The sequence below is a fragment of the Martinezella rhizogenes genome, from assembly GCF_007002745.1.
Classification (GTDB): Bacteria; Pseudomonadota; Alphaproteobacteria; order Rhizobiales; family Rhizobiaceae; genus Agrobacterium; species Agrobacterium cucumeris.
Window position 1 is genome coordinate 186,842 of sequence record NZ_SGNY01000002.1, and the last position, 15,317, is coordinate 202,158.

The 15,317-nt window shown below is 59.1% G+C and carries 17 protein-coding genes; 3 read left to right on the top strand and 14 right to left on the bottom strand.

Annotated elements, in window-relative coordinates:
- Window positions 1-226: 226 nt before the first annotated feature.
- From EXN68_RS06475 to rpsD, 5 genes are all read right to left on the bottom strand, one after another.
- Entirely contained in the window at window positions 227-1,051 is an 825-nt protein-coding gene (locus tag EXN68_RS06475; RefSeq protein WP_142840123.1) for an inositol monophosphatase family protein, read from the bottom strand.
- Between the two features lie 29 nt (window positions 1,052-1,080).
- Window positions 1,081-1,908 carry an inositol monophosphatase family protein gene (locus EXN68_RS06480; protein WP_142840124.1) on the bottom strand — a complete coding sequence of 276 codons (828 nt, stop codon included), beginning with the start codon at window positions 1,906-1,908 and terminating at the stop codon, window positions 1,081-1,083.
- 19 nt (window positions 1,909-1,927) lie between these two features.
- Entirely contained in the window at window positions 1,928-2,863 is a 936-nt protein-coding gene (ttcA, locus tag EXN68_RS06485; RefSeq protein ID WP_142840666.1) for a tRNA 2-thiocytidine(32) synthetase TtcA, read from the bottom strand.
- A gap of 64 nt (window positions 2,864-2,927) precedes the next feature.
- Window positions 2,928-3,857 carry a glutaminase gene (locus EXN68_RS06490; protein ID WP_127757991.1) on the bottom strand — a complete coding sequence of 310 codons (930 nt, stop codon included), beginning with the start codon at window positions 3,855-3,857 and terminating at the stop codon, window positions 2,928-2,930.
- 69 nt (window positions 3,858-3,926) lie between these two features.
- Complete coding sequence (gene rpsD, locus EXN68_RS06495) at window positions 3,927-4,544, bottom strand: 30S ribosomal protein S4 (protein ID WP_046798221.1); 618 nt, start codon at window positions 4,542-4,544, stop codon at window positions 3,927-3,929.
- A gap of 452 nt (window positions 4,545-4,996) precedes the next feature.
- On the opposite strand from rpsD, the gene EXN68_RS06500 reads away from it, so the two are divergent.
- Complete coding sequence (locus EXN68_RS06500) at window positions 4,997-5,980, top strand: TerC family protein (RefSeq protein WP_142840125.1); 984 nt, start codon at window positions 4,997-4,999, stop codon at window positions 5,978-5,980.
- Window positions 5,981-6,240: 260 nt separating this feature from the next.
- Window positions 6,241-6,624 carry a hypothetical protein gene (locus tag EXN68_RS06505; protein ID WP_237681373.1) on the top strand — a complete coding sequence of 128 codons (384 nt, stop codon included), beginning with the start codon at window positions 6,241-6,243 and terminating at the stop codon, window positions 6,622-6,624.
- Window positions 6,625-6,627: 3 nt separating this feature from the next.
- Here EXN68_RS06505 and EXN68_RS06510 read toward each other — a convergent pair whose 3' ends face one another.
- From EXN68_RS06510 to EXN68_RS06545, 8 genes are all read right to left on the bottom strand, one after another.
- Complete coding sequence (locus tag EXN68_RS06510) at window positions 6,628-8,145, bottom strand: helicase HerA domain-containing protein (protein ID WP_142840127.1); 1,518 nt, start codon at window positions 8,143-8,145, stop codon at window positions 6,628-6,630.
- Window positions 8,146-8,272: 127 nt separating this feature from the next.
- Window positions 8,273-9,160, bottom strand: a complete 888-nt coding sequence (locus tag EXN68_RS06515; protein ID WP_142840128.1) for an EamA family transporter — start codon at window positions 9,158-9,160, stop codon at window positions 8,273-8,275.
- A gap of 37 nt (window positions 9,161-9,197) precedes the next feature.
- The gene (locus tag EXN68_RS06520) at window positions 9,198-9,836 is read right to left on the bottom strand and encodes a LysE family translocator (RefSeq protein WP_142840129.1); all 639 of its coding nucleotides are present in this window, start codon (window positions 9,834-9,836) and stop codon (window positions 9,198-9,200) included.
- Between the two features lie 47 nt (window positions 9,837-9,883).
- Window positions 9,884-10,372 carry a GNAT family N-acetyltransferase gene (locus tag EXN68_RS06525; protein WP_142840130.1) on the bottom strand — a complete coding sequence of 163 codons (489 nt, stop codon included), beginning with the start codon at window positions 10,370-10,372 and terminating at the stop codon, window positions 9,884-9,886.
- 111 nt (window positions 10,373-10,483) lie between these two features.
- Window positions 10,484-10,723 (bottom strand): hypothetical protein, encoded by a 240-nt coding sequence (locus tag EXN68_RS06530; protein WP_142840131.1) that lies wholly within the window; start codon window positions 10,721-10,723, stop codon window positions 10,484-10,486.
- A 378-nt stretch (window positions 10,724-11,101) separates the two neighbouring features.
- Window positions 11,102-11,923, bottom strand: a complete 822-nt coding sequence (murI, locus tag EXN68_RS06535; protein ID WP_142840132.1) for a glutamate racemase — start codon at window positions 11,921-11,923, stop codon at window positions 11,102-11,104.
- Complete coding sequence (locus EXN68_RS06540) at window positions 11,907-12,752, bottom strand: RNA methyltransferase (protein WP_142840133.1); 846 nt, start codon at window positions 12,750-12,752, stop codon at window positions 11,907-11,909. Before EXN68_RS06540 ends, murI begins: the two co-directional genes overlap by 17 nt.
- 280 nt (window positions 12,753-13,032) lie before the next feature.
- Window positions 13,033-13,563, bottom strand: coding sequence for a hypothetical protein (locus EXN68_RS06545; RefSeq protein WP_161991228.1), 531 nt, complete (start codon window positions 13,561-13,563; stop codon window positions 13,033-13,035).
- A gap of 215 nt (window positions 13,564-13,778) precedes the next feature.
- Between EXN68_RS06545 and EXN68_RS06550 the strand changes: the two genes are divergently transcribed.
- On the top strand, window positions 13,779-14,993 hold the full coding sequence (locus EXN68_RS06550) for an NADP-dependent isocitrate dehydrogenase (RefSeq protein ID WP_046798443.1): 1,215 nt from the start codon (window positions 13,779-13,781) through the stop codon (window positions 14,991-14,993).
- Window positions 14,994-15,012: 19 nt separating this feature from the next.
- On the opposite strand, the gene EXN68_RS06555 is transcribed toward EXN68_RS06550, so the two are convergent.
- Window positions 15,013-15,258: a hypothetical protein gene (locus tag EXN68_RS06555; RefSeq protein ID WP_142840134.1), complete on the bottom strand. Its 246-nt coding sequence runs from the start codon at window positions 15,256-15,258 to the stop codon at window positions 15,013-15,015.
- Between the last annotated feature and the right edge of the window lie 59 nt (window positions 15,259-15,317).

Consider the following 15,317-nt stretch of genomic DNA (forward strand, 5'->3'; position numbering starts at 1 on the left):
ATTGGAAAAAAGAAAGGGCGCGGAATTCTGTTCCGCGCCCTTTTTGTTTGGATACAAGCTGACCTCATCCACCCGCCGTCACCCCGGGCCTGGTCCGGGGTCCAGCCAGCCCAAGTCCTTGGGCTGAGAAAAGTCTTTCCGCCGCGCAGACGCGCCGCGGCTGGATGCCGGATCAAGTCCGGCATGACGGTGGAGGGTGTTGCGTCGTCCCCACGAATCTGAAGCTTCACACCGTAAAAATCTTCTCGCGCAGCAATTCCCAGGTCTCCTGATCCGGAGCCAGCAGCAGCCCGCCATCCACATGACGCGGCAGATAGGGCGAACCATCGAGACGGGCAGCATAGGCGCCCGATTCCTGCGAGATCAACGTACCGGCCAGATGGTCCCACGGCATCAGCTTGTTATACATCAGAAAGTGCATGTGGCCGCCGCAGAACAGGCGGTATTCGTGCGCAGCGCAGCGATAGCTGGTGAACAGCCGCACATCCGCAAGGTTCATCAAGATCTTGCGGCGTGTTTCCACATCGAAATAACCGGTATTGGCGATGCCGACCATCTGCGACAGGTGCGGCGCCGTCACCACCGACATCTGCGTCTGGGTACCATCTGCGCCACAAAGCCACGCGCCGGAACCCTTTTCGGCGATTGCCCAGTCATTGCCCATGGGATCGAAGATCAGACCGGCTACGGTCTCGCCCTTGGAAATGACGCTCATCATCACACCGAAGAGCGGCAGGCCCGACGCGAAATTATAGGTGCCGTCGATTGGGTCGACCACCACGGTAAGATCGGCATCCGCAAGCTTGCCGAGCAGCGAAGCATCGGCCGCGACGGCCTCTTCGCCGATGAACAGCGCATCAGGCATGATTTCCTGCACGCGGGCACGTATCAGCCGCTCGGCAGCCTCGTCAGCCTCGGTGACGAGATCGATCGCCTCGGACTTTATCCTGACGTCGCCATCGCCCAGATTGCGGAACCGCGGCAGGATTTCCACTGCCGCCGCCTCCTGAAGCGCGTTGGCAAGAGAGGCGATGTCGAGTTCGAGAGCCATGGGCGATATCCTTCCTTGTGATGTACCTGCTATAAGGCGACGATTTCCCGTCGCAGCATCTTCCAGCTTTCCCTGTCGGGCGCCGACAGGATGCCGCCCGCCGTCTGTCCCGGCCGATAGGGCGTATTATCGAAACGGGCTGTGTAACCACCCGCTTCCTGATGAACGAGCACGCCGGCAAGATGATCCCACGGCATCAGCTTTTCATGGCCGATGAAATGCAGTTTGCCGGCCGAGGCAAGCCAATATTCATGTGCAGAACAATTCAGCGAAAACGCCATCTTGATCTTCGCCATGTTGGCGGCGATGACAGGACGGCGATCCTCGTGGCTGTGGCCCCAGGAAAAAATGCCGACCATCTCGGATAGCGGCGCGGGATCCGCGACCTTGAGCTTGGCCTGCGAGCCGTTCCTGCGATGGAGATAAGCGCCCTCGCCTTTCAGCGCAACAATGGTGTCGCCCATGACAGGATCATGGATGATGCCCGCCACCGTCTCACCCTTGACGGTGACTGCAAGCAGCGTGCCGAAAGCGGGAAAGCCGGAAGCGTAATTGAACGTGCCGTCGATCGGATCGATCACGAAGGCAAGCGGCGCATCGGCAAGGGCGGGAATGACTGATGGGTCCGCCTCATAGGTCTCTTCGCCGACGATGTGAGCTTTCGGAAACCGCTGTAACAGAGCAGCAGTAATCACCTTTTCCGCCAGAATATCAGCCTCGGTAACGAGATCGACGGCGGAGGTTTTCTCGGAGATCGCACCTGCATTCAAATTTCGGAAGCGAGGCAGAATTTCCTGGGCGCCGGCAGCGGCGACGGTGGAAACGAGGAATTCGATATCTTTATCGGAGAGGCTCATGGCGCGGGGCACTTCTTCATCAGGGAGGGCTGGCCTCACTACGCTCTTCAGGTGACGCCCCGGTGACAGCAAGCGCCGAAAAATCAAAAAGCCTGGGATCAAGCAGATGCGACGGATTGACGTGGGCAAGCGCCCGCAGCATCACATCCTTGCGGCCCGGCATGCGCCGTTCGATATCCGCCAGCATCTCTTTCATGGCATTGCGCTGAAGCCCGTCCTGCGAGCCGCAGAGGTCGCAGGGAATGATCGGGAATTCCATCGCCGCCGCAAATTTCGCCATATCGTCTTCGGCGCAATAGGCAAGCGGGCGCAGGACCATCAGGTCGCCCTCGTCATTCAAAAGCTTCGCCGGCATGCCGGCGAGACGGCCGCCATGGAAGAAGTTCATGAAAAAGGTCTCGAGAATATCCTCGCGGTGATGGCCGAGCAGCAGCGCGTCACAGCCCTCCTCCCGCGCGATGCGGTAGAGATTGCCGCGCCGGAGCCGCGAACAGAGCGAACAGTAAGTGCCGCCGGAAGGCACCTTTTCTTTCACCACCGAATAGGTATCGCGATATTCGATGCGATGCGCGACACCGATCTTCGCCAGATATTCCGGCAGGACGTGCTTGGGAAAATTCGGCTGGCCCTGATCGAGATTGCAGGCCACCAGTTCCACCGGCAAAAGCCCGCGCCATTTGAGATCAAGCAGCAAGGCCAGAAGACCGTAGCTGTCCTTGCCGCCGGAAAGGCCGACAAGCCAGCGCTTCTGGCCGTTCAGCATGCCGAAATCTTCAAACGCCTGGCGCACATTGCGCAGCAGCCGCTTGCGCAGCTTGTTGAACGAGACAGACCGCGGCGCATTGTCGAACAGCGGATGCGAGCTGCCGTTTTCCTCGGACGCGTCCTGATCCGCCCCGATCGGTGCGGCCCCGGCCTGATCTACAAAGTCATCGATCTTGGTGAGAATGTTCATCATCCGCTCGCTCCGGCACGACTGCCGTTCTTCATGCAGGCAATGCCCCCATCCGCTGGCAATATCAAGCCCCGAATACCGACCAGCCGGTTTTCGTCGCCAGCAATTCCAGCGCCTGTGACCCGAGCGCCGAATTACCCACCTTGTTGAGACCCGGCGACCAGACCGCGATCGACGCATTGCCCGGTGCCACCGCCATGATGCCGCCGCCGACACCGCTCTTGCCCGGCAGGCCGACATGATAGGCGAAATCGCCCGATCCGTCATAATGGCCACAGGTCAGCATCAGCGCATTGATGCGCCGCGCCCGGCGGTCCGAGACGACCGTGTGGCCGGTCAGCGGATTGCGGCCGCGATTGGCGAGGAAAAGCCCGGCACGGGATAGCTGGGCGCAGGTCATGGAAAGCGCGCACTGATGGAAATAAACGCCGAGCGTATGTTCCACGGGATGGTGCAGATTGCCGAAGGAACGCATGAAATTGGCAAGCGCGAAATTGCGGAAACCCGTCGCCTGCTCGGATTTTGCCACCGTGTCGTCAATGCTGATCGTGTCATCGTCCGCGAGATAACGCACGAAGCGCAGAAGCTCGCCGATCGCCTCACGCGGCTGGTGGCCGGAAAGAACGATATCGGTCACCACGATTGCGCCGGCATTCACGAAGGGATTGCGCGGGATGCCGTGCTCATGTTCCAGCTGGACGATGGAGTTGAAGGAAGAGCCTGAAGGTTCGCGCCCCACCCGGTTCCACACCGTCTCGCCGGCCTTGCCGAGCGCCAGCGTCAGCATGAAGACCTTGGAAATGCTCTGGATCGAAAACGGCACAAGCGCATTGCCGGCCGTATAGGTGGTTCCATCGACGGTGGTGATGGCGATGCCGAACTGGTTGGGATCGACCTTGGCAAGTTCGGGAATGTAATCCGCAACCTTCCCCTCGCCCAGTCTTGGCAGCATGCTGTCATAGATGGAATCGACGATCGCCTGAATATCCTGCATGCAAAGCCTTCCCCAGCAAACAAAAAAGCCGCCCCGAGGGGCGGCTTTCTCAATACTGAAACGCGTCGATTAACGCGAGTAGAATTCGACGACCAGATGCGGTTCCATGACGACCGGGTACGGAACGTCGGAAAGCGACGGAACGCGGGCGTAGGTCGCAACCATCTTGTTGTGATCGACTTCGATGTAGTCAGGAACGTCACGCTCTGCGAGCTGAACGGCTTCAAGAACCGTAACCAGCTGCTTGGACTTCTGACGAACTTCGATGACGTCGCCAGCCTTGCAACGGTAAGAACCGATGTTGACGCGAACGCCGTTAACCGTGACGTGGCCATGGTTGATGAACTGGCGCGATGCGAAAACGGTCGGAACGAACTTGGCGCGGTAGACGATGGCGTCCAGACGCGATTCGAGCAGGCCGATCAGGTTCTCGGAAGTGTCACCCTTGCGACGGTTTGCTTCGTCGAAAGTGGCGCGGAACTGCTTTTCGCGCAGTTCGCCGTAGTAGCCCTTGAGCTTCTGCTTGGCGCGCAGCTGCGTGCCGAAGTCGCTCATCTTGCCCTTGCGGCGCTGGCCGTGCTGGCCCGGGCCGTATTCGCGGCGGTTAACCGGGGACTTCGGACGACCCCAGATGTTTTCGCCCATGCGGCGGTCAATTTTGTACTTAGCCGATTCGCGCTTGCTCATCGTATTTCCTTCTCAAAAGGTTATGCCGGTCTGTTGCCAAACCGGTTTAAGGAAACACGCCCTCCTCTGAAGCCCGTTTCAGGGCCTCTGACAGGCTTCTCACATGCAAATGGAGAAACCACGGGACATGTCGGTGATATTGACCGCCGAACGTCAGCCTTTAAACTGCAAGGCAGTCAACAAAACACACCGGACATCACTGCCCGGCGTTGGGGCGGCTTCTATAGTCGTTTTACAAATTTGTCAAACAGCGCCTGCCGATTTTTTTCTTGGACCTCCCCTTGAAAACATCGAGCGGCCACCCATCTACCCATCGTGATCAGAACTCGGGCCCCTCTGACGTGTTACCGGACAACACGTGATGTCGAGTTTCTTTAGGTTGGGGCCCACGTATATTCTTGACACACGTTCCCCATCCGCAAAGCCAACCTCGTCCGGCTAAAGGTTGACTGATGGAGTTTCTCCTCAACGATTTTCTCGGTACCCCCACATGGATGTGGGCGGTCTTCATTTCTCTTGTCCTTGGCCTCCTGGCGCTCGATCTCGGCGTGCTGCACAAGAATTCCAAGGAAATCGGCATTCGCGAAAGCCTGCTGATGTCCGGCTTTTACATCGCCATCGGTTTGGCCTTCGGCGGCTGGATCTGGTATCAGTCCGGCCAGCAATCTGCGATGGAATATGTCACCGGCTTCGTGGTCGAAAAAAGCCTGGCGATGGACAATATCTTCATCATCGCCATGATCTTCTCTTATTTCGCCATTCCCCGTCAGTACCAGCATCGTGTGCTGCTCTGGGGTATCCTCGGCGTCATCATCCTGCGCGGCATCATGATCGCCGGCGGTGCGGCCATCGTCGAAAACTTCCACTGGGTGCTTTATCTCTTTGCGGCCTTCCTCGTCTTCACGGGCCTCAAGATGCTGTTCTCGTCCGACCATGACGAGGCCGATATCGGCAACAACCGCATCCTGAAGTTCCTGCGCAACCGCCTTCCGGTGACGGAGAAGCTGCATGGCGAGAAGTTCTTCGTCAAGGAAACGGATGCGACCACCGGCAAGCTGAAAACCTTCGTGACGCCGCTCTTCCTGGCGCTCATCATGGTTGAAATCGCCGACCTGATCTTCGCGGTCGATTCGATCCCGGCGATCTTCGCGATCACCACCGATCCGTTTATCGTCTACACCTCGAACATCTTCGCGATTCTTGGCCTGCGCGCCCTCTATTTTGCGCTCGCCGCCCTGATCCACCGCTTCGCTTATCTGAAATATGCGCTGGCTGCGGTACTGGTCTTCGTCGGTTCGAAAATCTTCGTCGCCGATATGCTCGGCATCGCCAAGATCCCGCCCGCCGTCTCACTCGGCGTCACGGTCGCCATCCTCGCAACCGGCATCATCGGTTCGCTGATCGCGACACGCAAGGAAGTGAAGGCAGTCGAGTAATGATGAGCAAGGAGGAGGCGGTGACGCCTCCTCTTTCTTTTTTGATAGTGAAAATATAAACTTCGTACTATTGCTGCCGAGACGAAAATCTATTTGCTCCGATATAAGAAACTCATTGCGTTAAAATGACCTTTGAACCCGTAGATCAGGCCATTTCCGAACAGAAATTCTGGCGCGCGAAGGAAATCCTTCAAGGCAGGCTCAGCCATCCTGAAGTCAATCTGGCGCTCTTTCAAAAATATGGCGAAGTGCTGCTTGAGATGAATGATCTCATCGAAGCGGGGCGTATGTTGTTCTGCTCGGGCGCAAGGGACGAGCGCTTCCGGGAAGCGATTGATATCTTCCTCTCAAGAAATGACAGGCGCGAACCGCAACGCTTTCTGGCGCAGTTGCCCTCTTCCATGAGACGGCAACGGCATCTGGCGGAGTTTATCGCTTCGCCGGAATTCGAACGCAGCGGATGGACCGCCGCGCAGCTCTCCCACATCCTTCCAATACAAACGGATATCGGCGCTCGTCCCTATCAACGGTCGCATCGCATGACCTCGATATTGGTGATCGTCTCTTTGGTTTGCGTCCTGGCCCTCAGCCTTGTCGGCCTATACACGACAATCGGCTCCGCAATGCGGCTTTTTGCAGAATAGCGATTACTCCGCCGCAAGCCGCGTATCATCCTCAGCCGCATCCGCATCGCCGGGTGCAGTTTTTGCGTCGAGATCGGGAAACGCCACGATGCGCTTTCCGGAGAAATCGGCATGCACCACCACGAGCTCCTTCTCCTCGAAATAACCGAGGAGGCGCCGCGCGCGGCGGGCGGAATGGGTGCCATAGGCCCGGGCAATGCGGGCATCCGACGGACAAGGCTCTTCACCCAGCGCCGCCTTGACGAGCAGCAGGAAGACCCCCTGCAGATCATCGGAAACCGACATCGACAATTCCAGCGCCTTTTCCCAGCCTTCGCTTGCCGCCATCGCCGCATCCACACCGGAGCGGGCAATCGCCACCTGCCGGCGGAATTCCGCCAGCGTCATTGGCGTGCCGGGAATACGGCGCATACGGGCGCGCACCAGAAAATCCTGATAAAGCACGGCATCCGTGCGATAGGCCGATTGCGGATCGTCGAGAATTTCCACAAGAACCGCACCGATCTTTTCCTCACGCTCTTCCGGCGTCAGTTCCGGCTGACCTGCGCGCGGCGATTGCTCCGGTGTAGGGCCGACGGCGGCGGGTGTGGAACGGGAAAGCTCTGCCAGAATGTCCGTGGTCGGACGCGGCGCGGGCGGCGTACGGCGCACGGCGGCGCGCGTGAATTCTTCCGGGTCCGGCGTGAAGATCAGGTCTTCCACATCCTGGGGCGCATCCGGTAGCGGCATCAGCTTTGGCGAGGATGAGCGCGCCGAGGTCTCCACCGCTCCAATGACGATGGGCAGCGGGCGACGTGAGAGCGCCGGGCCGAGCGCCACGAAATTGCCGCGCTGCAGATCGCGGAACATTTCCGCCTGTCGCCGATCCATGCCAAGAAGGTCAGCCGCGCGCGCCATGTCGATATCGAGAAAGGTGCGGCCCATCAGGAAGTTCGAGGCTTCCGCTGCCACGTTCTTGGCAAGCTTCGCCAGACGCTGCGTGGCGATGACGCCGGCAAGACCGCGCTTACGGCCACGGCACATCAGATTGGTCATGGCGCCCAGCGACGCCTTGCGCGCATCTTCCGTCACTTCACCAGCAACGGAGGGCGCAAACATCTGCGCCTCATCCACCACCACAAGCACGGGATACCAGAATTCGCGGTCGGCATCGAACAGGCCGTTGAGGAAGGCGGCTGCGGCCCGCATCTGCTGTTCGACATCAAGGCCTTCCAGCGTCAGCACGCATGAAACGCGGTGCTGGCGAATGCGGTTGGCAATGCCGGCAAGCTCGGCTTCCGTGCGTTCGCCATCCACCACCACATGGCCGAACCTGTCGGAAAGCGTGACGAAATCGCCCTCGGGATCGATGATGACCTGCTGCACCCATGGCGCCGATTGCTCCAGCAGCCGGCGCAGCAGATGCGACTTGCCGGAACCGGAATTGCCCTGCACCAGCAAACGCGTCGCAAGCAATTCCTCGATATCGAGCTTGGCCTGCTGCCCGCCCGATAGGGTCCCCATGTCGATGCCGACCTGCAATGTTCAATTCCTCGTGCTGCATCTGATGCGGCCGATTCTCTTGGCGGCGGCCGAACATGCTCTTTACCAAAAAAATCGCCGGTTGCGTCTGCCCCGTGCCGATAATGCACAGGCAATTGCACCGCCTCTAAGCCGCCCCGGACGAGACCCGCAAAAATGCAAGCCGTCTGCCGAACACATTCAGCATCAGCCCGATGATGACCAATGCGGCGCCGACCACTTCAAAGACGGTGATATGCTCTGCGAAAGCGAGATAGGCGCTGATGAAACCGACAATCGGCACCAGCAGTGAAAACGGCGCCACCGTTCCGGCCGGATAACGCAGAAGCAGGTAACTCCAGATGCCCGCGCCGACAATCGTCGCACCATAGGCCATGTAGATCACCACGAGAGCCATCGTCGGCGTCGCATTGAGCACGCCTTCCGCAATCGCTTCAGGTCCTTCCACCACCAGCGAAAGCAGGATCAACGGCAGAACTGGCACAAGGCTCGTCCATGCGACAAAGGAAACCGCATTCACCTGGCCGATGCGGCGGTTGACGATGTTGCCGCAGGCCCAGGCAATGGCCGAGCCGACGCCCATCAGAAGCGGTACCAGGGCTGCGACCGTCATGCGTTCCACGCCGATGACCGCCAGCCCGCCAAAAGCAATGATCGCGCCGATGATCTGTGAAGGCAACGGCCGCTCGCCGAGAAACACCACGGCAAGCGCCAGCGTGAAGAAGGCCTGCGACTGCATGACGAGCGAAGCGAGCCCCGCCGGCAGGCCGAGCTTGATGGCCGGATAAAGCAGGCCGAACTGCACGAAGCCCATCGCCATGCCGTACACGATCATATGCCGCCACGGCACATTGGGTTTCGGCAGGAAGAATACCAGCGGCACGGCTGCAAAGAAATAACGTACACCCGTCAGAAACAAAGGCGGCATGTCGGTGACGCCGACCTTGATGGCGACGAAGTTGAAGCCCCACAAAAACACGGTGATCAGGGCGAGAAGTATATGCGGCAATGCCATTTTGTTATGTCCGAATTTCAGGCGATCAAGAGTTGCCTTACGGCGCGACCGCCCTCTTCCAGCCAAAGGCAATGAGACCGGCGCCGATCAGGAGACCACCACCCGTGCGGTTGACGATGCGCTGAACATTCGGCTTGCGGATCGTGTTGCGGGCGGCACTTGCCAGAAGTCCATAAAGGGCGGCATTGACGGTGGCAAGCACCAGGAAGGTCACCTCGAATATCAGCACCTGCGGCCAGAAGGGCAATGTCGGCACCAGAAATTGCGGCAGGAAGGCGACGAAAAACACGATGCTTTTCGGGTTCAGCGCGGTGACGATATAGGCATGCAGGAAGATTTTGAGCGGTCTTTCACGGCCCGTCACACCCTTGCCGTCCGCGCCTTCGCCGCTGATCGGTGAACGCCACAGCTTGATGCCGAGATAGATGAGGTAGGCGGCGCCAATCCATTTCAGACCGGTGAAAAGAGCGGCCGATGTGGCAAGCAGCGCGCCGAGCCCCAGCATTGAGGCCGTCATGGCAGTGAAATCACCCAGCGCCACGCCCGTCACCGTCGCGGTGCTCGCCTTGCGGCCATGGCCGAGCGCGTAAGAAATCACCAACAGGATCGTCGGTCCCGGAATGGCGAGCATGATGGCGGATGCGGCCACGAAGGCCAGCCAGTTCTCCAAAGGCATGATGGAAATCTCCCTTCACTCGATGCGGTGAGCAAGCCACGGAAATCCTACTCTGGCAAGAGCTCCGTCTCCTGCTCGGCAAGACGCGTAAGTGCAGCCTCGTCGAAGCGGAGGAAAGCACACTCCACCTCGTTTGCGCCAACACGGCTGTAGAACCGTTGCGCGCCGCTATTGTCGCGACCCGTCGTGAAATCGAGCCGCGAACCACCCTGTTCGACGACAATTTTTGCCGCCTCACGGATCAGCGCTTCACCGACACCACGCCCCCTCGCCCATTCCGCAACGTAAAGTTCCTTCATGAACCAGACCGGCCGCAGCGCGACACCAGGAAACATCTCGAACATAGAGAGAATGCCCCGAGCGCCGTCATCGACAGCGACAAGCATGATACCGTTGCCGGACTGTAAAAAATGTCCGAGACGGGTCCGCACCGCCGCCTCACCAATCGCGCCCGCCCCCTCGTAATGCCGCTCCATATCGACAAACACAGGGCAAAGCAGCTCGATATCGGTCGCGGTGACTTTTCGGATTCGCATAAAATTCCACTCCAAAAATACGACGAAAGCACGGGATCATGACGTTGGTTTCACAAAACCGGCAACAGCTTCGCCGAACCTTTCGGGCCGGCGAAGTGCAGTTGCCCCAACTCAAAACCGCGGCGCCCAGTAAGGTGGTGCCCAGTCCCGACGCATCTTCCGCTCGGATGGCTCGAGGCCGATATCATCCAGCATACGTTCGGGTAGATCGGTGATATCCGTCGGCGGTGCACGCGGCACCATGGCCGCAACGAGAACCGCCCTTAGGGTTTTCCAGACGCCGAACGTGACGAACAAACGGTCGACCGCATCCGGCAGCGCATATGCTACCAATGGTTGATTTTTTTGCATGGAGATCCATCCCGGCGCAGCGAAGCAGCCAGGTCCTTTATCGATGGAAAACGACATGCCGGAACGACGGGCGCAGCACTCAGGCCACGCGAACGCGCAATTTCCGATGTCGAACGAAGTGAAAATGCCAAACGGCAAGGAAATCAGGCAATAAGCCTTATCGGAGGTTGATGCCTCGGACCATGTAACCACCGATGACCATGCCGGAAATGCCAGACATGCCGTTAAGGCGCATATTAAAATCGTCAGTCATTCCACGCCTCCTTTTATAGCGGTTACACACGAGGAGCATCTTACACGAGATGTCAGGCGCGACAAGTGGTCGCAATCTCGAATTGTAAAAGTCAAATGAGATAGATGCAAAAATACAACAGGCGCTCAGGCTGCCGAAACGCTGAGCCCAAACCCCTGCATCAGCCGCCGCGTGGCGAAGTCCGGCTTGCCCGATGTGAAGACGGCAAAGTCGAAGCCATCGGGGTGTTCCGCATCCTGCGGCAGCGGCACCAGATGGCGCGCCCGCCTTGCAATCGCCTCCGCCGGATCAAGCCAGTCCACCGGCCAGGGTGCCAGCCGGCGAAACACATTGGCCATGAAGGGGTAATGGGTGCAGGCGAGAACGACGATATCGGTGCGCTTGCCGTCACTGTCGATGAAGCAGGGTTCGATTTCAGCCAGAACCGCCTCGTCCGAAACCGGCTCACCCCTGATCCAGCTTTCCGCCATGCGCGCCAGATTTTCAGAGCCCACGAGACGGACATGGCACTGTGTGGCGAAGGACTGGATGAGATCACGCGTATAGGCACGCTTGACGGTACCCGGCGTCGCCAGCACGGAGACGAGGCCGGAGCGGGTGCGCTCCGCAGCCGGTTTGATGGCGGGAACGGTGCCGACGAACGTCATGTCCGGAAACCGGGCGCGAAGATCGGCACCGGCCAGTGTGAAGGCGGTGTTGCAGGCGATGATGCAGACTTCCGGGCTGTAGTCCTGTAGCAGCGTTTCGAAGAGCGAGAGAATACGCGTCTTCAGCGCCTCCTCTTCCCAGCCGCCATAGGGAAAACCCGCATCGTCGGCCACATAAATGAAACCGCGCTCGGGCATCAGCACGCGCGCTTCGCGCAGCACAGTCAGCCCGCCAATGCCGGAATCAAACACCAGCACCGGTTTCAGCACATCGGCCGCGGCCTCATTCGTCTTCAGCATTCTCCCCGGTCCTCTCCGAATTGGCGCCCTCAGCCGACGGCGCCGCCCGGCCTGCCTGCTTTGGCCACTGCCGGGGGAAACGGTCGAGCGAATTGATCACGCCGCGGACAACGCTGATTTCCTGCTCGGAAAAACCCCGTCTCGACAGCACGGCACGCAGATTGTCGACCATTTTCGGCTTTTTTTCAGCAGGGTGGAAATAACCGCGCGCGTCCAGCGCTTCCTCGATATGTTCGAACAGGCCGAAAACCTGCTCCTTGGTCGAAGGTCGCTGCTCGACGGACTGGAAAAGCGTCTCCCCCAGGTCGTCCATGCCTGATTTCATCCATTCATAAGACATCAGCAGCACAGCCTGCGCAATGTTCAGCGAGGCAAAAGCGGGGTTGACGGGGAAGGTCACGATCTCGTCGGCCAGCGCCACTTCCTCATTGGTCAGCCCCCAGCGCTCCCGCCCAAACAGGATGCCGGTCTTTTCGCCAGCCTTGAATTTTGCCCTGAGCGTATCGGCAGCGGTTACCGGCGCGCGCACCGGCTTGAAACCGTAACGCTCGCGCGCCGTCGTGGCATAAACGAAATTGAGATCCTTGATCGCCTCTTCCAGCGTCTCGAATACCTTGGTGCCGTCAATGACATGATCGGCCTTGGAAGCGGCAGCACGCGCCTTCTCGCTCGGCCAGCCATCACGTGGATTGACCAGACGCAGTTCGGAAAGGCCGAAATTGGCCATCGCCCGTGCCACCATGCCGATATTTTCGCCGAGCTGCGGTTCGACCAGAATGATCGCCGGGCCTTCCGCCAGAAGTTCAAGCTCACTGTTAGTGCCTGCCATCGTCGTTTGTCCGTTTTCAAAAGCGCCGCATCGACTTTAACGCCGATACTGTAAAGCGCGCCTCACTGGCATAGATCGGCGCTAAAATCAAAGTCGGAGGGAGCACGCATCCCGCTCGGATTTGCTGAAGATGAGAGCAAAACCACTACCCCGTCATCCTCGGGCTTGACCCGAGGATCTACAAACCGTTGAAATCAATCGATCCTCGGGTCAAACCCGAGGATGACGACGATTGTGGCGAAAGCCTCGCATCACCCTCAACGGGCTCAAACGCGACCCCTCACTCGCCCTTGATGATATTCGCCATCTCTTCGCGCAGCGAATCCCTGCCCTCATCGCCAACGCGGTGAATGTCGCTGATCACCGGCCGCCCGTCTTCCTCGATGACATCGAAATGAACTTCATCGACGGTCGCCTTCATCTCCGCCTCGTCCATGCAGGCCCACAGCTTGAATTTCGCCGTCACATCAGTCACGCCGTCCTTCACCGCGCCCGGCGTCACCGAAACATCCGCCAGCGGGCAGCCATCCTGCGAGTTCGTCACCACATCGTAACCGAAGGGATCGCCGGTCTCACCGCTTTCCGCCTCATATGCCGGCTTCTTGGATGCTTCGCGATACTGGGTGACGAAGTCCTTGCTGAACAGGCTGGTCAGCATGTCCTCGTCGAAAATATATTTCCAGTTTTCGGCGTCGCCGGACCAGTTCTTGACGGTGATGTCCATCACCTTCTGAACGGGATCGGCAGGCCCGGCCGCAAGGGCATTGTGCGAAAAGAGGACGGCGGCAGTCAGAAGCAGAATATTCCGCATGATGTGATCCCGGGATAGGCCCGACACGCGGGCGAAGCGATTCGCCTGACTGTATTCCGGCATTGTGGTTTGGCAATGCGCAATCCACTGTTGCGCTGCGCCAAAAAAGCGCCCCCCATGGCTTTGCCTCAGACGCTCGCGATGCTATAGCCGCACCGGATATTTTTCCGGATACCGGCGTCATCAGGCGCCACAGCTTCGAAGGTGAGGAATTCATGGCAAAGATCAAGGTAGCCAATCCAGTCGTTGATCTCGACGGCGACGAAATGACCCGTATCATCTGGCAGCTGATCAAGGACAAGCTGATCCTGCCTTACCTCGATCTCGATATCGAATATTACGACCTCTCGGTTGAAAACCGTGATGCCACCAACGACCAGGTCACCGTCGATGCGGCACACGCCATCAAGAAGCACGGCGTCGGCATCAAGTGCGCCACGATCACGCCGGATGAAGCACGCGTCGAGGAATTCGGCCTGAAGCAGATGTGGAAGAGCCCGAACGGCACGATCCGCAACATTCTGGGCGGCGTCATCTTCCGCGAGCCGATCATCTGCAAGAACGTTCCGCGCCTCGTTCCCGGCTGGACCAAGCCGATCGTCGTCGGCCGCCACGCTTTCGGCGACCAGTACAAGGCAACCGATTTCAAGTTCCCCGGCAAGGGCAAGCTGACGATCAAGTTCGTTGGTGAAGACGGTCAGGTCATCGAGAAGGACGTCTTCGACGCTCCGAGCGCCGGCGTGGCACTTGCCATGTACAACCTCGACGAATCCATCCGCGAATTCGCCCGCGCATCGATGATGTACGGCCTGATGCGCAAGTGGCCGGTTTACCTGTCCACCAAGAACACCATCCTCAAGGCCTATGACGGTCGCTTCAAGGACATCTTCGAAGAAGTCTACCAGACCGAGTTCAAGGCGAAGTTCGACGAAGTCGGCATCATCTATGAGCACCGCCTGATCGACGACATGGTTGCTTCCGCGCTGAAGTGGTCCGGCGGTTACGTCTGGGCCTGCAAGAACTACGATGGCGACGTTCAGTCCGACACGGTTGCCCAGGGCTTCGGCTCGCTCGGCCTGATGACCTCGGTTCTCCTGTCGCCGGACGGCCGCACGGTCGAAGCCGAAGCGGCACACGGCACGGTGACGCGCCACTACCGCCAGCACCAGAAGGGTCAGGAAACCTCGACCAACTCGATCGCTTCGATCTTCGCCTGGACCCGTGGCCTCGCCCACCGCGCCAAGCTGGACGACAATGCCGAACTCGCAAAGTTCGCGACAACGCTCGAAACCGTCTGCGTCGACACCGTCGAAAGCGGCTTCATGACCAAGGATCTGGCCCTGCTCATCGGTCCGGACCAGCCCTGGCTCTCCACCACCGCTTTCCTCGACAAGATCGACGAGAACCTCAAGAAGGCGATGGCGGCTTAAGCCTCTTCACTCAGCGACATTAAAACCCGGCCTCAGCGCCGGGTTTTTTCTTTGCGCCACTAATCTGAAACGTCAGCGCCGCGGCACGGGCCGAGCGCGCCCTCACCTCCTCCTGCACTGGGAGACCAAGTGCACCCGTCGCGCGCCTGACCTGCAAATCTCCGACCAGAAGCGATAGCCAGATCTCGCCCGGCCCTTCCAGCATGTCAGCGCATATGACACCGCGTTCTTCCAATGCCTGAAAATAGGCCGCAAGTTTCGGCATGACGTGGTCACGATCTGGGCTGCATTGGGCAGAAAAACGTGGAAAAACTGAAAAATCGG